Raw genomic sequence first — 20,585 nt, 5'->3', positions numbered from 1 at the left:
TGTAATACTCTACACTAACACAGTATCGTCATGTTACAGGTGAAAGTTAAGAATTTGAACAACAGGGATAATTATGCAATAAACGTACCTTAGATAATTGACAATTTCGTTCAAGAGCAAGACCCGCAAGAAAGTTTACCACAAACATACAGATAATCTATTAAGGACAAATCCCCTCACCTGAGTTTTGCTTCCAGGTGAAACAGATTTTTTAAAAACCGGTATAAAATCAAGCTTTAGCAGAGTGTAGAACTAACTGTTTAAGACGTACATCAACTCAATCCAAAAACAATCCTGCTCCATAAAGAAAGGGACCACCAGTCGGGTGGACTGGGCATTGCCACTGACATAAAACGAGTCCCCCACAATAGATGTAGGAATAGCAAGTTCGATATTTACATCAGCACTGGCACAGGATATTTTCAGATTTCCAGCCACCATATTAGCAATCTCACCGATGGCATCTTTCACGTCATCATCTATCTCATCAACATCCATCCCAAGAAATGTACTGGTTATATGAGTCGCTACAGTTTGGGGACAATGAACAGCCAATAAGCCTTTAAGCCCTCCACCGAGACCAATCATACTGGTAATATTAGATTTGATATCAACCTTCTGTTGAACGACAACTTCACCCGGTTCCAGATCAACCATCAACATAGTAGAAAAGACATCTTTACATCCTGCTATTATTTCATTCCCAATATTAAGGCTATTTAGCATCCTTTATCCTTATATTTGAAATACGAAAAAGACAGTTGCTCACATAAGAGCAACTGTCTTAATTATATTGTTCTTATTAAAACACTTATTTTTCTAACTCCAGCTCAACAACAAATTCACCGGCGTCACAGGTAAAAGGGACAACAACACGTTCAACATCCTGTGTCGGTTGAAAATCATAACTTTTACCAGCTATTACTGAGGGTAGAGAGAGACTAATATCCTTGCCGTTAGCAGAGAGAATCGCCTTGACACTACCGCCCAGCATATTGGCAAGCTCGCCAACCGCATCCTCCACATCTTCATTGATTTCATCCACATCCATTCCAAGAAAACTTCCCGTAATGGCCATGGCAACAGTTTCGGGGAAGTGGATTGCGAGCACCCCTTTATGAGTGCCAGCAAGCCCTATAACTCCTGTGATACTGTCTGTCAGAGGCGCCATACTGTCCCTGACGACTCCGTGAAGAGCCACCTCCATCATCACCATAGAAGAAAAAATTTCATGAGTAGATTCTACTATTTGTGCAGATATATCCACTTGAACCTCCTTCGCTCATATTATCAGAGAAGAGGACCAAGTACTTCGTTCACCTTATCTGGGGTAAATGGCTTTTTGATTGCTCCCAGTGCACCAAGGGATTTCGCCTCACCGATAATGTCATCCCCGGTTTCTGTAGAAATCATAAGCACTGGAATATTTTTAATTGCATCCCTCGTGGCCTTTTCTCTTAGAAATGCAATGCCATCCATATTCGGCATATTAATATCGCTGAGTACGATATCGACCTTTTCTTTTTCGAGCACTTCTAAAGCTTCCAGGCCATCCGCCGCCTCAAAGATGTTATCAAATTCAATTCCTGCCTGACGCAAGGAACGTCCGACAATTTTTCTCATTGTGCTTGAATCATCTACCAGCAATACATTTTTTCCCATTATTTTCTCCTATATGTTGTTCCTTGCGCCCTATATAAATTGTTTTTTCAGTATAAGCGCCCTGTAATAATATTGGCTTGCAATCTGGTATTACACAGATCATTCCAACCAAATTGTTTCACTGTAAATACTATCGATAAGCACTGCCAAATGTCAAATTTCCATTGAAAAAAACAAATTTTTCTCTGTTTTCTCCTCCACTTTTATTGCCCCCTGCCGTCTTATGGATGAGACGGCAGTTTTATGACCGCCATCATCTTCATCACTCCAACAAAGCCTTATGGCCTTTTTCTTGCAAAGACCTGAGTATGATACGAATATTTTCTCTTATACTTCTGTTACTATTTGCCTGGTTTGGAGACCTTGCTGCCTCTGAACTCATCAGAACATCTCGCGTCGACACGAAAAATGTTCTGCAGATCTACTTCACCTTTGACCAGGCCCCTGTTTTTTCTGGAACGTCCAATAAACGAAGAGTGGATGTCCAGTTTGAGGGAACAGAGGCGTCTGAAACCCTGCAACTCTTCAGCCCTGACGACAAAATTGTCAAAACTTTGACTCGACAAAACAAGGACGTTCTCATCGTCTCATTCTTTTTTCGCTATGAACCACAACAATATAAACTTACGGCCAATGCTAACAACAGTGTAGTTCTCGAAGTACTTCTCGGAAACGAATACTCTACATCCTACAAAAATCTGGCGGAAAAACTCAAAGGGCTGACGGTTGTCGACAGAGCAACTCCTGATTTTACCAATCCTTACATTCTTTCCCCCTATAAGTCGGACTGGACATCTTTTTTTTCAAACTACGAAAGTGAAATAAAAATCAAGATCCCAGTCACTTTCACCCCTCCGCCCTTCCCTATTATTGAGATTTTACCTCCGGGAGGAAGAGAAAATCTCGATCTTCTCACTGAAGATATGATGATTATGGCGGAAAACCAAAACTGGGATACCCTTGCATCAACAATCCTTGCAAAAATCCAGATAACCACGGCACCAGAAGCACAGAAGCTACTGGCACTCACCTATGGAGAAGCCCTGATGAGAAGCGGCAACTTCGAGGGCGCCTTTAAGCAGCTCTATCTCCTCAAAGAAGAATATGCCCAAGAGCATTTAGGTGTCTACGCCAACTACCTTCTTATCTGGCTCAGAGCGAGATATGAAGACCCCTTTATTGCAGAGTATGAGTACAGAAGTCTTGCTCCTCAAATATCCCACAAAAGCCCTCTGGCTCCATATTTTCATTTATCTCAAGTTGAAACCTCCCTGGCCACCCAGGAATACAAACATTTAAACGAGCTTCTCCTGCTTGATTCAATCGCCCTCCCCGCTGAGATTCAGGAAAGAATGAAAATCAGACAGGCGGATTATTGGTATGCAACAAACCAGACTGTAAAAGCATATGCAGCATATAAGCTCCTTGAAAACTCCCCACTTCTGCGATCTCAGCCTTATTCGTCTGGCGGTTACTGTTCAACACTCTATGACCAGAAATATTTTCAAGATGCGGCTAAAGAATACAAAGACCTCAAGACACTGGTATCCGGAGAAAAATTAATCGGACTCATCGCCTACAGGGAAAACATGTCCAAACTACAATTCACTGAGCGACAGGAACTCATCGATGACTTTGCCCAGATTGAAAATGCCTACCCTGGCACGGATGCAGGACTGTTGGCCGCCATTAAAGCAACAGACCTTCGACTTCTTACGGACAATCAATGGACAGACAAAGCCCTGGAAAATTACCAAAGAATTGCACAAACAGCTTCAAGCAGATCCATTAGCGAGGAAGCGGAATTCAAAACCATTCTGATCCATGCACTCAAAGGGGAAAATGGATTGGTCGTTTCAATGCTTCGCAATTTTCTCAGAGAATTTCAGATCGGTGGTGTCAGAATCTCGGCGCAGGCCCTGCTCATCGATATCCTGCCAAAAGAAATCAAACGGCTCGTAGACGCTGGGGATTATGTTGACGCCCTTGTTCTCGCCAAACAAAACAAAGAGCTCTTCCAGAACAACTGGATAAACAGTGATTTTCTTGTCGACATTGCAGAGGCGTATCACAAGGTCGGTATTTACGATGAATCGCAGAAACTCTACCTCTATCTCATTGAAATCAGGTCGGCGGATGAAAGGGAGAAATACTATCTTCCGATGATCCAGGCTACTTTCGACCATGGAAACTTCAGCCTCGTTGAGGATTATGCGGCGCAGTACACATATAACTACCCAGAAGGTAAATACTCCAATGAAATCCTCCTCCTCCGTATCAAGGCCCTTGTCGCAGACGAACGACTCACTGAGGCCTTACAGGCTCTCCCTTCAACTCTTCCTGATGACGGATCCTTTCACCCGCTGGCCGCCACACTTTTTTTTCGAACCGATAATTACGATAAAACAATTTCGACCCTGGACGAGCTGCTGGCAATGAATGGCTTACTGACAGAACAACAAAATTTTTTCCTGGCTGAAAGCTCTTACCAGACAGGAAACTTCAGCTATGCAGCAGAAATTTTTAATAAAATAACCAAAGACAATCTCTTCTACCATCAAAGCCTGTATCGACTCGCTGAGATCAACCGTGAACTGGGGAATGACGAAATAGCACTAACTTTTCTGCAAAAAATTGTCGAAACAGAAGAAAACTCAAAATGGAAACAATACGCGGAACGGGATTTGCAATACGCAACGCAGAAGGACCGATACTAAAACCTACAGTCCTCGAAAGTGTTTCAAAAAACTGGAGAATATATGGCACCTATTAACCTTCTCGACCAGAACATGCAGTTACTGAGTAAGGTACTTGACCTGCGTGCAACAAAAGCGCAAGTCATATCTTCCAACATAGCCAATGCGGAGACTCCGGGTTTTTCGCCTTCCCGGTTTCAGTTCGAAGACGAACTGGCAAATGCCATTGGCCATAAAAAAGGCGTGCAACTGGCAACTTCACATGAAGCTCATCTGCCACTTGGACCATCTAACTTTAACAGTGTCACAGGAAAAATAACCATCGAAGAGGAACAGTCAGGTATTGGCGATGATAACAACGTCAGTGTCGATCAGGAAATGCTGGCTCTGTCAGAAAATGAACTGCTCTACGAGACTTCCGCCCAGTTACTCAAGAAAAAGATCACTATTTTGAAATATGTCATAGCTGGCGGACAATAAAACATTAACACAGTCGATTTCACCGAGGTAACAAATGGATATATTAAACACTTTTAAAATAGGTGCTTCAGCACTTAAAGCCCAGAGTCTCAGGCTGAATACAATCAGCTCAAACCTTGCCAACGTAGAAACCACCTCAACCCCTGAGGGTGGGCCGTACAAGAAGCAATCCACCTATTTTCGCACCAAATCTCTCAGCTTTCAGGATCACCTCAACAACCAGGTCAGTCAAAGCGTCAAAGGGGTTGAGGTTTCCAAGATCTTAGAGGACAAAACTCCGCCACGAAAGGTATACGACCCTTCCCACCCCGATGCGGCCGAAGATGGATATGTTGAAATGCCCAACATCAGTGTTCTGGAGGAAATGGTTGATATGATGTCCGCCACTCGATCCTATCAGGCAAACGTTACTTCCATTAAAATGGCAAAGAGAATGGCTCTCAAAGCCCTCGATATCGGAAAATAAATTATGAATAGCATACAAAGCCTTAGTAACCTGGCAACCACAGTTGCTCCAACAAACACCACAAGTGACGTTGAAAAAAGCAGTAGTGCCTTTGGTGATATGCTGAAAAATATGGTCAGTGAAACCAATAAGAGCCAGGCCATCGGAGACAATGCCGTGGCTAATCTCGAGGCGGGAAACGCCGAGCATCTTCATGAGGTTATGATTGCTGTTGAAGAAGCGGAGATGTCACTCAAAATGCTCGTGCAGGTGCGTAATAAAGCACTGGCCGCTTATGAAGAAATCATGAGGATGCAGATTTAACATTATTTTCTCTGTCAAAGAGCAGTCACTCAAGTCGATGGATGAAATTTAAAGGACACAGGATCCCATGGAAGTCGCAGAAAAAAGCGTTGAAACGACAACAAGCCAACCGGCAACAATAGAGAAAAAAAACCTGATACAGCTCGTTCAGGGCTGGCCGCTCTCTAGAAAGGTGGCAACAGGGGCCGTGCTGGTGATTTCGATTGCACTTTTTGCCCTCTTGATTATCCAGGCAAGAACGGTAGACCAACAACTCCTCTACGCGAATCTTCCCATGAATGACGCGTCGCAGGTTGTCGAGTGGCTGAAAAACCAGAAAATTGACTACACCCTTAAAAACGGTGGCAAAGATATCTGGATTCCTGCAAACCAAATCTATCAGACCAGACTTGATCTTGCAGCAAACGGAATGCCTACCGGAGGAGGGGTCGGTTTTGAGATTTTTGACAAACAGAGTTTCGCCCTCACCGATTATGTTCAGAAAGTAAACTACACCAGAGCACTACAGGGAGAGCTTGCAAGGACAATAACTTCGCTGGCACCTGTTGAATCAACACGGGTACACCTGGCCCTACCAGAAAAAAGGCTGTTTAAAAATCAGCAATCCAGCGGGACAGCTTCTGTTATCGTCACTCTCGTTCCAGGAAAACACCTTGACCAGCAGCAGGTCCAGGGCATTATTCATCTTGTTGCAGGGTCCGTCACAAACCTTGATCCTGAAAATGTCAAAGTTATCGATTCCAACGGTGTGGTACTGGAGCTTGAAAAGAAAAAAGATGAGAGCCAGATTTTTTCAGGGGAAATGCTTGAGTTCCAGCAGGAAGTGGAGCACCGGATGGAAATGCGTGCCCAGGCACTCCTCGATAAAACCATGGGCACAGACAATGCCATGGTAAGAATTTCTGCGACTCTTGATTTTTCAAAAGTTGAAAAAACCGAAGAGCTCTATGATGGCGAAGAGCCTGTCATTCGCAGTGAACAGGTCAACGAGGAGCTTTCGGGCAGCGAAACCGACGGTGGTGTGCCTGGAGTTGAATCTAACCTCCAGGGCAATGTTTTTGGCGAAAACACTGCCGGTCCAACCGATACAAAGACTTCCAGAACGACCAATTACGAAATCAGCAAAACCATCAGTCGTATCATCAACCCCGTTGGAACCATAACAAAACTGTCCGTTTCGGTACTGGTCGCAGACCGCGTGGCACTCGATGCTGATGGCAAGGTCAAAGAGGTCACACCACGCAGTGAGGAGGAGCTGAAGTCCATTGAAGAAATGGTGGCCAGTGCAATTGGAATTGTTGCTGAACGTGGCGATGTGATTAATGTAATTTCCATGCCCTTTGTCGCCCAGAAAGAAGAAGCCATAACGGCAGGCGGTGAAGGCGAAAGCTCCCTGTACCAGTCCCTCCCTATGATTAAATACGGGTTGATTGCTCTAGGGGCCCTGCTTATCTACTTCCTACTCATTCGTCCAGTGGTGAAAACAATGAAAGGCGAGGTAAAAGAACATTACAAAACGGTGGAACAGCTCGAACGGGAACAGAAACTTCTACAACAGGAAAAAGTAGAGCCGGAGCTTCCTGTAGAGCCCGTTGATGACACAATAACCCAGCTGCGAAGAGAAGTTAATCAGAACCAGGTTCCCACTGCCTTTATTATTAAAAACTGGATCCAGGAAGGTTAAGCGACAATGGGAATTGAAACACTTACCGGTATAAACAAGGTTGCCGTTTTGCTTATATGTTTAGGTGAGGAGGCCGCAGCCAAAATTTTTGAAGAGCTCTCGGATGACGAAGTGCGTCAAATCACCCGGGCAATGGCAAGTATCGATCATATTCCCGTGCAGATCAAAGAACGGGTTTTCCAGAGCTACAGGGAGTCTAAGGAACAATTTGCAGGACTTTTTGTCAAAGGTGATGACTTTGCTAAAAAAGCTATCTCAGCCACTCCTGGAGACAAGAGGTCGCAGTTTCTGATGGATCAGTTTCTTTCAGGAACAGAGACCAAATCACTGGAGACAATCTCCCTTATGGCACCAACCATGGTCGCAGGGCTACTGGAGCAGGAACATCCCCAGACGGTAGCCTTGATACTGTCCACCCAGCACATAGAACATGCAGCTGAAATACTCTCCCATCTCCCTGAAGAGATTATGGCCGATGTAGCGTACAGAATATCCAAAATCGAAAAAGTTTCTCCTGTGGTGCTCAACCGCATTGAAGACGCTCTTCACCGGGAAATCGGACTTGTCTCTGGTGGAACCCAGAAAAAAGTGGGAGGGCTGGATACTGTTGTCGGTATCTTAAATAACATGAAGAACAATCTCGACAGTGAAATTCTTGAGGCAATGGAGCAGACGGACCCGGAAATGGCGGAAGAGATTCGTAAAAAGATGTTCACCTTTGAGAACCTTATCGCCCTTGACGGTCGATCACTGCAAATGATCTTGCGCGAGGTAAATAATGATTCACTTACGATGGCACTCAAAACAGCTTCTGAAGTGATGAAGGAGAAAATCTTCGCGAACATGTCTTCAAGAGCCGCAGACATGATCCGCGATGACCTTGAGGCCATGGGCCCTGTAAGACTTTCCGAAGTAGAACTCATGCAGCAGTCCATCGTCAAGATTGCAATGAAACTTGAAGAAGAAGGCAAGCTGGTCTTGGGCACTGGAGGTGGCGATGAGCTTGTCTAAATATTTTAAGGATTCGAGCGCTTTTGTCGCAGAAGAAATTACAAAAGCGGTTTCTTCTGAAAATAAAGGCTGGCATTCAGAAGCAAGACCTGCTTCGCCTCCCTTTGAGCCAGAAAAAATTAATATACCCCGCCCCGGCCCTCCCCCTTCTCCTCAAAAAGTGGCAAAGCCGCCCGCTCCAGATTCCAGTCAACATAAACAGGTTCCCCCACAAACCGATGAGGTTACAGAGACCCGCAACCAAGATGAAGAAAAAAATCCCATCGATTTAAGCAATTATGTTCTGCTTTCAGAAGCGCAAAAGCAAGCAGAAGATATGTACCAGCAAGGGCTCCGTGATGGTATGACCAAGGCCGAAGAAGACTACAATACCGCCACAAAGGCCCTGTCCACGATCTGCGAACAACTGGAAGTAATCAGAGAGACCATTGTAAACAACAGCAGTACTGAGCTCGAAAATTTTGCCATTCTTATTGCTGAAAAAATCATTCGTTTATCCATCAGGGAACAGGACAAAACTATCGTCGCCACCATTGAAGAGGCTCTTCAACGTGCAGTGAAATCTGATGAATTTACCATTTATATTAACCCCGATGACCACAAAATTATTACGGAAAAGTCAACAGAACTTATAAGTGGCATCAGTGGCCTCAGCAACATTGTCATTAAAACTGACCCTGCTATTGAAAAGGGTGGTGCCAAAATTGAATCCGAAAACTGTATTATCGATGCAACAGTCTCGAGTCAATTTGATGCTATTCGGGAAGAAATTGCCAGAAATTCTCCGTGACACAACTTTCACGGGTTCCTGTCCGACTATATCCTCCTGCGGTTAGGCGGCCTTGCTACAAAAATTAATTCAACCCCAGTTTGACTCAAAATGGCATTTAACTCCAATAAAATCCAGAATCTCAACGTCATTAAAATCTGGGGGAAAGTGACAAGAATTGTCGGCCTGGTCATTGAAGGATACTGTCCCCATGCCTCAATTGGTTCACTCTGTGAACTCACACCCATAGACAGCGGCGAAAAGATTTATGCAGAAATAGTCGGTTTCAAGGACAATATTGCTCTGCTCATGCCACTCGGAGAACTCAGAGGTCTTGGCCCCGGCAGCCTTATCCGTGTGGTGCGCACCAGTGCAACTATAAGCGTTGGCAACAACCTTTTAGGCCGTGTAATCGATGCTATGGAAATCCCTCAGGATGGACGCCCGGCCCCTCTTCTCACTGAAGAAAAAGATCTCTATTCCCTTCCGCCTGGCCCTATGGAGCGCCAGAACATTAGTGATTCCCTGGACCTTGGGGTGCGTGCCATAAACGGGCTTCTTACCTGTGGTACCGGGCAGCGCATGGGAATTATGGCGGGATCAGGTATCGGAAAAAGCGTGCTTCTTGGCATGATGGCAAAATACGCCAAAGCCGATATAAACGTCATTGCATTAATAGGTGAGCGTGGACGGGAAGTAAGGGAATTTATCGAACGCGATCTCGGCAAAGAAGGACTTGCAAGGTCAGTAATTATTGTGGTCACCTCGGATCAGTCTCCTCTTCTGCGTATGCGGGGGGCCTTTGTCGCCACAGCCATCGCTGAGTTTTTTTGCAATAATGGCAAAAACGTACTGCTCATGATGGACTCCGTTACCCGCTTTGCCATGGCCATGCGTGAAATCGGCCTTGCCGTAGGGGAACCACCAACCACCAAAGGTTACACCCCTTCAGTATTTGCCACTCTACCCAAACTCCTTGAACGTGCCGGTAACTTTAAAAACAAGGGATCCATTACAGCACTTTACACGGTACTCGTCGATGGCGACGATATGACGGAGCCTGTTGCGGATTCTGTTCGGTCTATCATTGATGGCCATATTGTTCTTTCCCGTGCACTTGCTGCCAAAAATCACTTTCCAGCGATTGATGTTCTCAGTTCAGCCAGTCGTGTCATGAGAGATATCACAGGAGAGCGCCATCAGGAGCTTGCCGGTAAGGCGCGGGACGTCCTTGCAAGTTACGCCGAGGCCGAAGACCTTATAAATATTGGAGCTTACGTGAAGGGGTCAAATCCAAAAATTGACTACGCCCTGAGTAAGATAGATGCCATTACTGATTTTCTGCGGCAAAACTATAACGAAACAACCTCCCTGAAAAACTCTCTTGAACTGTTGGGTGCTGTACTCAGTGAGCGGAAAGACGAAGAGCCGCCCCGCAAAAACCGGCGACAGACCGATCAATAAAAAATTACACAATACGTGATGACCCGTGGCCTTACAACCCAAGCCCTTTAGTCTTGAAACAGTTCTCAATTATCGTAAACGACTCGAAGATCTGGCCAAGAACCGGCTCTATGAAGCAAGGAATATCCACGCAATAATACAAGAAAAACTTCAAAAAGAGAAATTAGCTCTGACCATTCTCATCGAAGAGACGGCACAACTACAGGTAGAGGGAGTGGAAATCAGAAAATTAATTTTATTTGAAGAAAAAATCACGGCCTCACAAAAAAACGTCATCGCCATTGAAAAGAACCTGCAGGAGAAGGCGAAAATTGTTGAACAGGAACAAACAAACCTCCTCAAACGCAGTCGGGAACGCCAGATTATGGACCGTTTAAAAATTGAACAAAATGTGTCCTGGCAACGATATTTAGATAAAAAAGAAGCTGCTATGCTCGATGAAATCGCCATTATCCGGCACGGCAAAGATCCACTCGATCAACAATAATTATTACATTGATATGATACAAAACACCTTCATACACAGACCCATCACCATCGCCCTGTTTACCCTGGTCCTTTCTCAGACAGCAATTCTCTCCCAGGCAGCAGACAACTACAGCTCCGTCGAGGAGCGACGTATTGAAAATACAATCATCGAAGAACGGGCAAAAATTCGAAAAGAAAGAGAAGAGATCGATCTTCGTAAAAAGGAGCTAAAGGCTCTTGAAGAAGGTGTCGATAAGAAATTAGCTGAAATTGACGACAAATTGAAATCTCTCCAGGTACTGCAGGGGAAAATAGAAACCCTTCTTGAAGAGAAAGCAGCTGTAGAGCAAAAGAAAATTGAGAGTCTTGCAAAAATTTACGAAAAGATGACCCCTGCAAAGGCGGCTCTTGCGATAACCGGACTGGAACAGCAGCTCGCCTCAGATCTGTTAGAGAAAATGAAGGTCAAAGCAGCTGCAAAAATTTTAGATCAGGTTTCCAAACAAAAGACCTCAGAGATCAGTACAACATATACGACCTTGCAAATAGAGTGACTTAATTATGCCACAATCTTTTAATGTTCAAATGAATACCCAGAATTTCCAGAAAATTCAGACTGAACAGTCAGGTGTTCCAGTTCAGGGCTCTCCAACCCAAGACTCAGAGAATAATTTTAACTCAATTCTGCAAACTGCCCTACCTAAAGAAACAAACATCAAGGCCTCATCCTCCAAACCATCCACTGATGAACCCAGCAGCACAGAAGGTTCAACAAAGACTTCAGAAGAAGCCGGCGAGGCTCTTCTGCTTTCTGACAATTATGATTTGAAGTCTCAGATCTCTGCACTTTTAGAGTTTTTTGCTATTGGCTCTCCCAACCAGGCCGCTTCAAACGATCAAACAAGTGCACAAGTACCTCAAGAGGAGGCGGGCTTACTTGACGATATGTTCACAAACGAAGAACTTGTTGAATTGCTGAATAATTTTTCTGCAGGTTCCACAGGAGAAAGCCTCATCCCAATGGACAAAGAGATCAGCTCAGCAGTGTTGACACAGCAAGAGAAAACCAATCCCAACAGTCTGGCATCTGCTTTAGGTAAGACCCTCTTTGGAGATGCTGCCCAGATCACGGATAGTAGCTTGCCCCAGAGCACTCCTCTGACATTGACAAGAGAACAAGCAGCATTTCTTGAGAGAATTCAGAATATACTGAACAATTCCTCAGAAAAAGGAACGCTTTCAATGAAGTCTGCAACTGAATTCAATAACGGGTCACCACTTCGCAGCCTTTTTGCAACGATCACGGAAGTGCAGGTAGAAGAAAACATCGCATCCCCTCTTACCACTGGCAAACAAAGTAACAGCTTAACTTCTCTGCAAGAAGGTGTTTTTGGCCCCACCCTGAACTCCCGGCAGACTTCCTTGCATAGTGTCAGGCATGACAGCACACAACACTTTTATGATGCAAAGGTTCAGCCAGAAAACGGAATGAAAGATACTGGCAATCCTTCCGGAAACCAGCAAAACAGTGAAATGGGGCAGCCGGGATCTGGCTTTGGCCAGCTCGGCACATCCCCTGCAACCTCTGATACAACAAGCACTTTCAACCTCTCCGGAAGCTCTTTGATGGGTACCGGCACAGGACAACTTACTGACATTTCGAAAACAACTGTACTCCCCTCCGGAGTGGTTGTTCAAGACCAGGAAGTGCTGCAACAATTTATTGAACGGTTTCAGTTCAGCAGAAAAGACGCTGACACAAAAATCCAACTCAAGCTTCACCCGGCTGAACTTGGAGAAATGAAAATTGATCTCACTGTGAAAGAAGGGTCTATCCGTGCCAATGTTGTAGCACAGAGTCAACACGTACAGCAGATCCTGGAAAGAAATTTAACAAAGCTCAAATCCACACTGGAGCAACAGGGTTTTAATGTAGAGGAAATTACAGTGACCACAACATCTGAAATGGTGGACAGTTCTGATCTTTTTAACCAGCAGCTGCCAAACAGAGATTTCTCAAGCTTCTTTCCACAGGATAAAAAAGCAGAACCCCATACTCCATTTATCCTGGATACTTTCCAAGAACAAAGTAATGACGTCACTTCAGGGGTCAACGTAAAAGTTTAAAGGAGAAGTTATGAGCAGCAACATTGACGTCCTCAATTCAACGGCGGCATCAACTACTGGAACAAGCCTCTACAACACAGATGATGGCTCAGTAATGGGCAAAGAAGATTTCATGACACTTCTTGTCGCGCAACTGCAGAACCAGGACCCACTGAACCCTGATGATCCAACTGAATTTACAGCCCAACTTGCGCAATTCAGCTCACTGGAGCAATTGTATAATATTAATGAAAACATGGAAAGCCTGGTAGAATCAAATGCCAACTCCAACCAATTGTCGGCACTGAGTACAATTGGAAAAGATGTTGTTTTTGAAGGTAACGAAACGAGCTTTTCAGGCGACCCTCTGGAATTTGGTTACAGCCTGCCGACGACGGCCGCTGAGGTGACAATTTCCCTCAAACATGATGGGGCAACGGTTGCAACACTCAGTGGCACAGGACTGACCGCCGGAAATCATTTCCTCACCTGGAATGGCTTTACTGATGACGGGGAAGCTGCCCCGGTTGGTGATTACACCATTTCAATATCCGCTCAAACTGCCTCCGGAACCAGTATCTTTCCAACAGCTCTGGTTAAATCTGAAGTTACGGGCGTTGATCTTGCGGGAAGTGCAGGTGGAAACCTTGTAACACGTGCAGGAGAAGTTGCATTTACCTCAATCATCGGTGTTTACGAATCTGGAACCAGCATATCTTCATCTACAACCGACGACACAGAAGAAGAATCTGATGAAGAATCTGCCCTCGACAGCATGTCCGATACAGTTGATACTCTAGAAGAAACGGTTGATACTTTAGAAGAAACAATTGAGACAGGTGAAACCGTCGCTGACAGTTTAACATCATAATTAACAAGGAAAGAACGGTTTAAATAAACTGACTTCTAAATAACAGGAGAACAAATGGGTATATCAAGTGCATTTTACAGTGGAGTCAGTGGTCTCAACTCTAACTCCCAGGCAATGACTGTGGTCGGTAATAATCTCGCCAATACAAACACCATAGGATTTAAGGGATCCAGGCATGTTTTTTCTGATCTCCTCTCCACAACAATTAACGGTTCTGGTGGAACTTCTCAGGTTGGTCGTGGAGTTGGAGTCTCAACCATGGACAGTATATTCAGTCAAGGAACTTTCGAGTCAACGGAATCAAATTTAGACGTTGCCATCGAAGGCGATGGTTTTTTTATCCTCAAAGAAGAAGGCAACGAAACTGCGTATTACTCCAGAGCAGGCGCGTTCAGATTTGACGGAGATGGTTATTTAACCAATCCTGAAGGACTCCGGGTACAGGGTAAATTATATGATGTCAATGGCGAACTAGCGGCCGGAGATGCCACAGATATTCAGATCGAAGATACGGGTCTTATCGCTGGTGAATCAACGACAGAACTCACCCTCACGACCAATCTCGACTCCGAATCGGCTGTTCTTGCCTTGGCTGATTTTGATATCGATGACAATGACACCTACAACTACTCTTCGTCCACGCAGGTGTATGACAGTCTTGGCAACTCTCATCTGTTGACCACATATTTCATCAAAACCGGTGATAATACGTGGAGTTCGGCCTGGAGCGCAGAAGATGCTGATGGCAATATACTCCAGGGTCAATTTGCCGATAACCTGGTGTTTACCGAAAATGGTATTCTGGTAGGAGATGCTGCGGACCCTGCAGTGGATACTACAGCCGATATTGCTGCCGGTGATCTGGATTGGGGCAACAATTCTGAGCTTACAGGTATCACCATAACGTTTAACACCACGCAATATAACAGCGACTCAGTCGTCCTGTCTCAGGACCAGAATGGTTATGGTGCTGGAAGTCTCACCGGTGTCAAGATAGACGGAGAAGGTAATGTCACCGCCTTTTACGATAATGGCGAAAGCACTAAAATTGCGCAGCTGGTACTTGGAAAATTTATAAACCCGAATGGTCTGAATCTTGTCGGTAATAACCTGTACTCTGAAACCGAAGACTCAGGCGCTGCCAGGGTTGGGATTCCAGGTGCAGAACTTGGATCGATATATACAAACTCACTCGAGCAGTCCAATGTTGACATGGGGGTTGAATTTGTCAAAATGATCACCCTCCAGCGTGGCTTTCAGGCAAACTCCAAGATTATTACTACGGTAGACGAGCTCTTGAGTGAAGTTATAAACCTTAAACGTTAGTTGTCATATTTTTGACACAACGGTCCGGCTCCAGGGGGGTTCTCTCCACCTGGGGCCTTTTCTTTTTGCTATTTCTCAATTTTTTTTCGCCCTTCCCCCCTCTGCTCAACCCGTTTCTGCACTCTTTCTGATATTATTTTTATTAATTGGAATATTTTATGCAAACTTGAGTTTTAGAGTTACTGCGTCTATGATACGATAATACTGTATCAGCTGAGGAAAGAGTCAATTGCTTCTGACACTTACATCCTCAACAAACATGAGACGCAGCTTTTCAGCAAAGCATGCTTTTACTCTTAACATGAATCTGTCGCGGAGGATTTTTTGGATCTTTCAACTGTAATTGGCATCGGTGCAGCTTTTGGACTTATGCTTATGGCCATCTTGCAAGGTGGGCCTTTATCAATATTTATTAACGTTCCTTCACTCCTCATCGTTTTTGGCGGGACATTTGGCAACACCCTCGTTCATTATCCTTTTGGTGACGTCTTTGATGCCATCAATGTTGCCAAAAAAACTTTTCTTCATAAAGAGCGCCCCATAAATGATCTCATTGCTCAGTTAATGGAGTTTGCCAATAAGGCACGAAAAGAAGGTATTCTGGCCCTGCAGGGTGCGATGGATTCCGTGGACGATGCTTTTCTTAAAAAAGCAATGCAGATGGCTGTTGATGGCCAGGAACCGGAAACACTACGTGCAATGTTGAACACTGAGATAGAGTACATCCAGATGCGCCACGGAAAAGGTGCCGACATTTTTCTTGCCATTGCAGCCTACGCCCCTGCTATGGGTATGGTAGGAACACTGATTGGCCTGGTACAGATGCTGCAGACCATGGATGACCCGGCATCAATCGGACCTGCCATGGCGGTAGCCCTTCTTACCACGTTTTATGGAGCCGTTATCGCGAACGTCTTTTGTTCTCCGATGGCAGGAAAACTCAAAAATCGATCCGCCGCAGAAGTGCTCACCAAGATGCTCATTATAGAAGGTATGCAGTCGATACTCTCCGGAGAAAACCCACGGATAATGGAACAGAAACTCCACGCATTTATCGCTCCGAAACTCCGTCAGTCTACTTTTAACAAGTAAAGGCACTGGTTATGGCAGAAGAAGCGCAAGCAGAAGAACAAAAAGAAAAATGCCCAGAGTGCCCGGTGGGCGCCCCTGCATGGATGGTGACATATTCTGACCTTGTCACCCTGCTGTTGACGTTTTTCGTCCTTCTGCTGTCCATGGCAAGTATGGATCCTGTTCGCTTTACCGAGGCATCCAGTTCATTGAAAGATGCCTTTGGTATGCACAATGAACCAGCACATGTTGAATTTGCAATTCCTGTACTTCCGTCTCCGCCGATAACCCAGTTTTCACCGATACAGCAACAAACGACAAAAAAGGTTTATGACAAAATTAAGTCGCAGATCGATTCAAGACGTTTAAACAATAATGTCGGCGTTATCCAAAACGATGACGAATCCATCATCCTCAGAATCAGCGACTCCGTAATGTTTGAGAGAGGCCAGGCAAAAATCTCACCGAAGGCGTATTCCATTCTTCGCACTATCGCCGATATCATCCGCCCTCTTCCCATGGATCTGCGTATTGAGGGCCATACCGATGATATCCCTGTATCAAGCTCAAACTATGGTAATTGGGACCTCTCTGTTGACCGTTCCGTTGCAGTAATGAGATTTTTTACCCAGGGCGATCTTCTTCCTTTAGACAGGATGGCCGCAGCCGGATATGGCCAGGATCGCCCCATCGTTCCAAACCGCGATGAAATAAGCAGGAGCAAAAACCGACGGGTCGATTTTTTCCTGAAACTTCAAAGTAATGTGAGCAAAACGAAGCTAGCATCTCCAGAAAACGCTCTACCTCTTTAAAGAAATCACAGATACCCTAAAGAACATTAACCAAGGCGTCATACATGGCTGAAAAAAAAGAAAAATCACCAGAGGGCGGTAGCAAAAAGAAACTTTTTATCATCATAGGTGCCGTCGTTTTCCTCCTGCTCGTCGGTGGAGGCGTTGGCGGATGGTATTTTCTCAAACCAGAGCCGCCTCCCCCCGAAGAAGTCGATCCTGGACTCAAGGTCCCTGTTCCCGACCTTCAGCAGCAGACTGAAATTGGACCGATGGTTAATATTGAAGAATTTGTCGTCAATATCATCAGCGGAGATACGCCACATTATGTTAAGGCATCTCTGACTGTTGAGCTCAGTAACGAAGCGGTAAAGCCTGAGGTCGAACAACGAATGCCACAGGTCCGGGATGCGGTGCTCCTGCTGATTGGTAATAAAACCTACGAAGAGTTGCAGGATCTTCAGGGAAAAAGGCAACTTAAAGCGGAACTAACCAGTAAAATCAACTCGTTTCTCCAAACTGGCAAGGTTCGGGCAATCTATTTTACAAACTTTGTTGTTCAGTAAGGCATCACGACATCCTATGGAACCTACTTTAAGCAGAGCAGAAATCGCAGATCTTCTCAAGGCAATCCATGAAGGTCAGGTGTCACTTGCCCTAGATGGTGGTCAGGAGGATTTTCTTCACTGCACCCCGGTGAATCTTTTTCAGCTTGCCCGCCCGGACAAGGAACAATTTCGTATACCCAACTTTGATATCATCCTGGATACATTCTGCCGATACTATGCGACCTCACTCACCAACCAGCTTCAGAGAACCTTTTCAGTCACCAGGGTGGGTCTTGAAACCTTTGAATTTCAAAAATTTATGGCCGACAAAAGTAAGCCCGGTTCCATTGGTATTCTTGATCTCCCCCCTTTAAAGCAAGGCGCTCTTATTATTTTTGATCCAAAGCTCTCTTTTTCAATGTTGGAAATTATGCTGGGAGCATCCTCTGACATTGAATCCCTTGAACTCGATAGAAATCTCACCACCATCGAACTCAATATACTAAAGGCATCGATGGACGATGCCTGTTTAGATATTGACAAAGCATTCTCCCAGCTGCTCAGTATCAGAAGTCACCTGATAAAGGTAGAAAATAACCCTCGCCTCGTATCCATCGTCGATCCAGAAGGTGAAGTTATTGTAGGAACCTTACTTGTTAAAGCAGGCCAGTATTCAGGACATGTTCATCTTGTTTTTCCTTTTACCACCCTCGAACCTTTACGGGATTTACTCAAGGAACTGCTCAATATTTCAACCCAGACAAAAAGTAACTGGTACGAGATCATAGAGGAACAACTTCAGGAAATGCCAGTTACCGTCATTGCACAATCAGGAACCATTGAAATGAACGTCAGAAAAGTGCTGAACCTGCAGGTCGGCGATATTATTGGCCTCGACTATGATCCGACTTCTCCGATACAGGTGCTGGTTGAAAACAGCCCCAAATACTATGCTATTCCAGGAACACACAATGGTAAAAAGGCCATTAGTCTAAAAGGAACTTATTGATTGAGGATATCCAATGGTAAATACAACAAATAACAGTCGTCCCGACCCTGAAGAGATAAAAGAACTTCTGAGAGAAGATGGACCTTCTTCATTATCAAGAGATGGTTCTCGGAAGGAGGATAGACGCAATCTTGATTTTCTGTACGATATCCCGCTGAACATCTCCGTTGAAGTCGGCAGAAGCAAGATCAAACTCAAAGATCTGCTGAAAATGGGCGAAGGATACGTCCTTGAACTCGACAAGCTCGCCGGTGAGCCGCTTGATCTTTACGTAAATTCAAAGCTCATTGCCAAAGGTGAAGCGGTGATGGTCGGCGATAAATTTGGCATCCGGCTCACCGATGTTGTCAGTACCGCTGACAGGATTGAAAATCTTGGCTAGACATCAACCCATGAAAACTACTCTTGCATCGGCTGTCATTGTGTTGCTCTGCATTTCGACAGCCTTTGCCGAATCGACCAAACCTCTGGGCCTATACGACAATTCAGATATTCTGACCAGCTCGTTTCGTGTGGTCTGGGGCCTTCTCATTGTACTTGGTATAATTCTGCTGCTGTATGGGTTACTGAGAAAACGATTTTCGCTCCTCTCATCTTCCCCGGATAAACAAATCAACATTATCGAAATTAAACCGCTCATGGGCAAGAAGGCTCTTTGCCTGGTTGAAATTCGAGGTACAGAATACCTGCTGGGCATCAGCGAATCAAACATTTCAAACATCGCCACTCTGCCTGCAAAAAAAAAACAGAGCTTTTCCAAGACACTACAAGCTGAAACGGGAGAAAAATATGATTGAAAAAGACTCCCGGCTTAAAAGAAAACATTTACACGCTCTGATTATCGTCATGATACTGCTCGGTTCTCCGATCATTGCCAGTGGTGTGGGCCTGCCCACTATCACCTTTGGCGTTGAAGATGCGGAGAATCCACAGCAGGTTTCCAATGCCCTGCAGATTCTCTTTGTCCTCACCATTCTTTCCGTGGCTCCGGCGATTCTTCTGATGATGACCTGTTTCACCCGAATCGTGATAGTCTTGGGCTTTGTCCGTCAGGCAATGGGAACCCAGAACATGCCACCAACCCAGGTCATTCTCGGCTTGTCTCTGTTTCTTTCTTTTTTTGTCATGTCACCGACCTTGAACACTATCAATGAGGAAGCTCTCCAACCCTACATCAATGAGCAGATTGACCAGAGCAAGGCATTAGAAAACGCCATTAAACCCATGCGAAGCTTCATGTTCAGTCAGGTGAGAGAAAGCGAGCTGGTTCTCTTGACAGATATCACCATGGGCGAGGAACCCCAGACCCCGGAAGACGTGCCGACAATGACACTGATTCCTGCCTTTATCCTCTCAGAACTCAAGCGTGCCTTCCAGATGGGATTTATGATCTATATACCTTTTCTGGTCATAGACATGATTGTCGCTTCCATTCTGATGTCGATGGGAATGATGATGCTCCCCCCTGTAATTATTTCAATGCCGTTTAAACTCCTTCTTTTTGTTCTGGTTGACGGCTGGACCCTCGTTGTTGGCTCGTTGATAAAGAGTTTTAGTCCCTGAACATGAGACTTCTCAACCACCAAGGAAGACAGTATGACTCCTGAAATAGCAATTGATATCTGTCGCAAGGCCATACAGACAATTCTGATGTGTTCAGCACCAATGCTGATCATTGCCCTGCTTGTAGGCCTTCTCATTTCGATCTTTCAAGCCGCAACCCAGATAAATGAACAGACGATGACCTTTGTTCCTAAAATTGTTGCAGTATTTATCACCCTGTTAATCTTTGGGGCCTGGATCATTAACACCCTTACAATTTTTACAGTTGGCCTCTTTGACGTTATGGTCACACTCTAA

At 45.0% G+C, this 20,585-nt stretch carries 24 protein-coding genes; 21 read left to right on the top strand and 3 right to left on the bottom strand.

Annotated features, from left to right (window positions below):
- Positions 1–252 precede the first annotated feature (252 nt).
- The 3 genes from FCL48_RS07075 to FCL48_RS07065 form a co-directional block, all read right to left on the bottom strand.
- Positions 253–726, bottom strand: a complete 474-nt coding sequence (locus tag FCL48_RS07075) for a chemotaxis protein CheX (protein WP_136871557.1) — start codon at positions 724–726, stop codon at positions 253–255.
- A gap of 85 nt (positions 727–811) precedes the next feature.
- Positions 812–1,267: a chemotaxis protein CheX gene (locus FCL48_RS07070; protein ID WP_240744776.1), complete on the bottom strand. Its 456-nt coding sequence runs from the start codon at positions 1,265–1,267 to the stop codon at positions 812–814.
- Positions 1,268–1,290: 23 nt separating this feature from the next.
- A complete protein-coding gene (locus FCL48_RS07065) occupies positions 1,291–1,662 on the bottom strand; it encodes a response regulator (protein ID WP_136871556.1) in 372 nt (123 codons plus the stop codon).
- Positions 1,663–1,970: 308 nt separating this feature from the next.
- Between FCL48_RS07065 and FCL48_RS07060 the strand changes: the two genes are divergently transcribed.
- The 21 genes from FCL48_RS07060 (at position 1,971) to fliQ (ending at position 20,585) form a co-directional block, all read left to right on the top strand.
- The gene (locus FCL48_RS07060; RefSeq protein WP_136871555.1) at positions 1,971–4,379 is read left to right on the top strand and encodes a hypothetical protein; all 2,409 of its coding nucleotides are present in this window, start codon (positions 1,971–1,973) and stop codon (positions 4,377–4,379) included.
- Positions 4,380–4,421: 42 nt separating this feature from the next.
- The gene (gene flgB, locus FCL48_RS07055; protein ID WP_136871554.1) at positions 4,422–4,838 is read left to right on the top strand and encodes a flagellar basal body rod protein FlgB; all 417 of its coding nucleotides are present in this window, start codon (positions 4,422–4,424) and stop codon (positions 4,836–4,838) included.
- 34 nt (positions 4,839–4,872) lie between these two features.
- Positions 4,873–5,304, top strand: coding sequence for a flagellar basal body rod protein FlgC (gene flgC / locus FCL48_RS07050; protein ID WP_136871553.1), 432 nt, complete (start codon positions 4,873–4,875; stop codon positions 5,302–5,304).
- A 3-nt stretch (positions 5,305–5,307) separates the two neighbouring features.
- The gene (gene fliE, locus FCL48_RS07045) at positions 5,308–5,607 is read left to right on the top strand and encodes a flagellar hook-basal body complex protein FliE (RefSeq protein WP_136871552.1); all 300 of its coding nucleotides are present in this window, start codon (positions 5,308–5,310) and stop codon (positions 5,605–5,607) included.
- Between the two features lie 67 nt (positions 5,608–5,674).
- The gene (gene fliF, locus FCL48_RS07040) at positions 5,675–7,291 is read left to right on the top strand and encodes a flagellar basal-body MS-ring/collar protein FliF (RefSeq protein ID WP_136871551.1); all 1,617 of its coding nucleotides are present in this window, start codon (positions 5,675–5,677) and stop codon (positions 7,289–7,291) included.
- Positions 7,292–7,297: 6 nt separating this feature from the next.
- Positions 7,298–8,302, top strand: coding sequence for a flagellar motor switch protein FliG (fliG, locus tag FCL48_RS07035; protein WP_136871550.1), 1,005 nt, complete (start codon positions 7,298–7,300; stop codon positions 8,300–8,302).
- Complete coding sequence (locus tag FCL48_RS07030; RefSeq protein WP_136871549.1) at positions 8,289–9,092, top strand: FliH/SctL family protein; 804 nt, start codon at positions 8,289–8,291, stop codon at positions 9,090–9,092. The genes fliG and FCL48_RS07030 overlap by 14 nt, the downstream gene beginning before the upstream one ends.
- A 90-nt stretch (positions 9,093–9,182) precedes the next feature.
- Positions 9,183–10,535, top strand: a complete 1,353-nt coding sequence (locus FCL48_RS07025; RefSeq protein ID WP_136871548.1) for a FliI/YscN family ATPase — start codon at positions 9,183–9,185, stop codon at positions 10,533–10,535.
- Positions 10,536–10,560: 25 nt separating this feature from the next.
- Complete coding sequence (locus FCL48_RS07020; RefSeq protein ID WP_136871547.1) at positions 10,561–11,022, top strand: flagellar export protein FliJ; 462 nt, start codon at positions 10,561–10,563, stop codon at positions 11,020–11,022.
- Positions 10,973–11,557, top strand: coding sequence for a MotE family protein (locus FCL48_RS07015; RefSeq protein WP_136871546.1), 585 nt, complete (start codon positions 10,973–10,975; stop codon positions 11,555–11,557). Before FCL48_RS07020 ends, FCL48_RS07015 begins: the two co-directional genes overlap by 50 nt.
- A 7-nt stretch (positions 11,558–11,564) precedes the next feature.
- Complete coding sequence (locus tag FCL48_RS07010) at positions 11,565–13,130, top strand: flagellar hook-length control protein FliK (protein WP_136871545.1); 1,566 nt, start codon at positions 11,565–11,567, stop codon at positions 13,128–13,130.
- A 10-nt stretch (positions 13,131–13,140) separates the two neighbouring features.
- A complete protein-coding gene (locus FCL48_RS07005) occupies positions 13,141–13,980 on the top strand; it encodes a flagellar hook assembly protein FlgD (protein WP_136871544.1) in 840 nt (279 codons plus the stop codon).
- A 54-nt stretch (positions 13,981–14,034) separates the two neighbouring features.
- Positions 14,035–15,306: a flagellar hook protein FlgE gene (locus FCL48_RS07000; protein WP_136871543.1), complete on the top strand. Its 1,272-nt coding sequence runs from the start codon at positions 14,035–14,037 to the stop codon at positions 15,304–15,306.
- 324 nt (positions 15,307–15,630) lie between these two features.
- Positions 15,631–16,398, top strand: coding sequence for a motility protein A (locus FCL48_RS06995; protein ID WP_136871542.1), 768 nt, complete (start codon positions 15,631–15,633; stop codon positions 16,396–16,398).
- An 11-nt stretch (positions 16,399–16,409) separates the two neighbouring features.
- Positions 16,410–17,189 (top strand): flagellar motor protein MotB, encoded by a 780-nt coding sequence (locus tag FCL48_RS06990; protein ID WP_136871541.1) that lies wholly within the window; start codon positions 16,410–16,412, stop codon positions 17,187–17,189.
- A gap of 44 nt (positions 17,190–17,233) precedes the next feature.
- Entirely contained in the window at positions 17,234–17,734 is a 501-nt protein-coding gene (fliL, locus tag FCL48_RS06985) for a flagellar basal body-associated protein FliL (protein ID WP_136871540.1), read from the top strand.
- Between the two features lie 16 nt (positions 17,735–17,750).
- Positions 17,751–18,725: a flagellar motor switch protein FliM gene (locus FCL48_RS06980; protein WP_136871539.1), complete on the top strand. Its 975-nt coding sequence runs from the start codon at positions 17,751–17,753 to the stop codon at positions 18,723–18,725.
- Positions 18,726–18,738: 13 nt separating this feature from the next.
- Positions 18,739–19,107 carry a flagellar motor switch protein FliN gene (gene fliN, locus FCL48_RS06975; protein ID WP_136871538.1) on the top strand — a complete coding sequence of 123 codons (369 nt, stop codon included), beginning with the start codon at positions 18,739–18,741 and terminating at the stop codon, positions 19,105–19,107.
- 10 nt (positions 19,108–19,117) lie between these two features.
- The gene (locus tag FCL48_RS06970) at positions 19,118–19,522 is read left to right on the top strand and encodes a flagellar biosynthetic protein FliO (RefSeq protein ID WP_169309116.1); all 405 of its coding nucleotides are present in this window, start codon (positions 19,118–19,120) and stop codon (positions 19,520–19,522) included.
- Positions 19,515–20,288, top strand: coding sequence for a flagellar type III secretion system pore protein FliP (gene fliP / locus FCL48_RS06965; RefSeq protein WP_136871536.1), 774 nt, complete (start codon positions 19,515–19,517; stop codon positions 20,286–20,288). Before FCL48_RS06970 ends, fliP begins: the two co-directional genes overlap by 8 nt.
- Before the next feature lie 33 nt (positions 20,289–20,321).
- Positions 20,322–20,585, top strand: coding sequence for a flagellar biosynthesis protein FliQ (gene fliQ, locus FCL48_RS06960; RefSeq protein ID WP_136871535.1), 264 nt, complete (start codon positions 20,322–20,324; stop codon positions 20,583–20,585).

It is taken from the genome of Desulforhopalus sp. IMCC35007, from assembly GCF_005116575.1.
GTDB lineage: Bacteria > Desulfobacterota > Desulfobulbia > Desulfobulbales > Desulfocapsaceae > Desulforhopalus_A.
The sequence above is the reverse complement of the archived record's forward strand: the minus strand, read 5'-3'. Positions and strand labels throughout refer to the sequence as shown.

What these genes read in the sequence shown, in the direction of transcription:
- FCL48_RS07075 (WP_136871557.1), bottom strand. Translation starts at nt 726, where the DNA reads ATGCTAAATAGCCTTAATATTGGGAATGAAATAATAGCAGGATGTAAA.
- FCL48_RS07065 (WP_136871556.1), bottom strand. Translation starts at nt 1,662, where the DNA reads ATGGGAAAAAATGTATTGCTGGTAGATGATTCAAGCACAATGAGAAAA.
- FCL48_RS07060 (WP_136871555.1), top strand. Translation starts at nt 1,971, where the DNA reads ATGATACGAATATTTTCTCTTATACTTCTGTTACTATTTGCCTGGTTT.
- flgB (WP_136871554.1), top strand. Translation starts at nt 4,422, where the DNA reads ATGGCACCTATTAACCTTCTCGACCAGAACATGCAGTTACTGAGTAAG.
- flgC (WP_136871553.1), top strand. Translation starts at nt 4,873, where the DNA reads ATGGATATATTAAACACTTTTAAAATAGGTGCTTCAGCACTTAAAGCC.
- fliE (WP_136871552.1), top strand. Translation starts at nt 5,308, where the DNA reads ATGAATAGCATACAAAGCCTTAGTAACCTGGCAACCACAGTTGCTCCA.
- fliF (WP_136871551.1), top strand. Translation starts at nt 5,675, where the DNA reads ATGGAAGTCGCAGAAAAAAGCGTTGAAACGACAACAAGCCAACCGGCA.
- fliG (WP_136871550.1), top strand. Translation starts at nt 7,298, where the DNA reads ATGGGAATTGAAACACTTACCGGTATAAACAAGGTTGCCGTTTTGCTT.
- FCL48_RS07030 (WP_136871549.1), top strand. Translation starts at nt 8,289, where the DNA reads ATGAGCTTGTCTAAATATTTTAAGGATTCGAGCGCTTTTGTCGCAGAA.
- FCL48_RS07025 (WP_136871548.1), top strand. Translation starts at nt 9,183, where the DNA reads ATGGCATTTAACTCCAATAAAATCCAGAATCTCAACGTCATTAAAATC.
- FCL48_RS07015 (WP_136871546.1), top strand. Translation starts at nt 10,973, where the DNA reads ATGAAATCGCCATTATCCGGCACGGCAAAGATCCACTCGATCAACAAT.
- FCL48_RS07010 (WP_136871545.1), top strand. Translation starts at nt 11,565, where the DNA reads ATGCCACAATCTTTTAATGTTCAAATGAATACCCAGAATTTCCAGAAA.
- FCL48_RS07005 (WP_136871544.1), top strand. Translation starts at nt 13,141, where the DNA reads ATGAGCAGCAACATTGACGTCCTCAATTCAACGGCGGCATCAACTACT.
- FCL48_RS07000 (WP_136871543.1), top strand. Translation starts at nt 14,035, where the DNA reads ATGGGTATATCAAGTGCATTTTACAGTGGAGTCAGTGGTCTCAACTCT.
- FCL48_RS06990 (WP_136871541.1), top strand. Translation starts at nt 16,410, where the DNA reads ATGGCAGAAGAAGCGCAAGCAGAAGAACAAAAAGAAAAATGCCCAGAG.
- fliL (WP_136871540.1), top strand. Translation starts at nt 17,234, where the DNA reads ATGGCTGAAAAAAAAGAAAAATCACCAGAGGGCGGTAGCAAAAAGAAA.
- FCL48_RS06980 (WP_136871539.1), top strand. Translation starts at nt 17,751, where the DNA reads ATGGAACCTACTTTAAGCAGAGCAGAAATCGCAGATCTTCTCAAGGCA.
- fliN (WP_136871538.1), top strand. Translation starts at nt 18,739, where the DNA reads ATGGTAAATACAACAAATAACAGTCGTCCCGACCCTGAAGAGATAAAA.
- FCL48_RS06970 (WP_169309116.1), top strand. Translation starts at nt 19,118, where the DNA reads ATGAAAACTACTCTTGCATCGGCTGTCATTGTGTTGCTCTGCATTTCG.
- fliP (WP_136871536.1), top strand. Translation starts at nt 19,515, where the DNA reads ATGATTGAAAAAGACTCCCGGCTTAAAAGAAAACATTTACACGCTCTG.
- fliQ (WP_136871535.1), top strand. Translation starts at nt 20,322, where the DNA reads ATGACTCCTGAAATAGCAATTGATATCTGTCGCAAGGCCATACAGACA.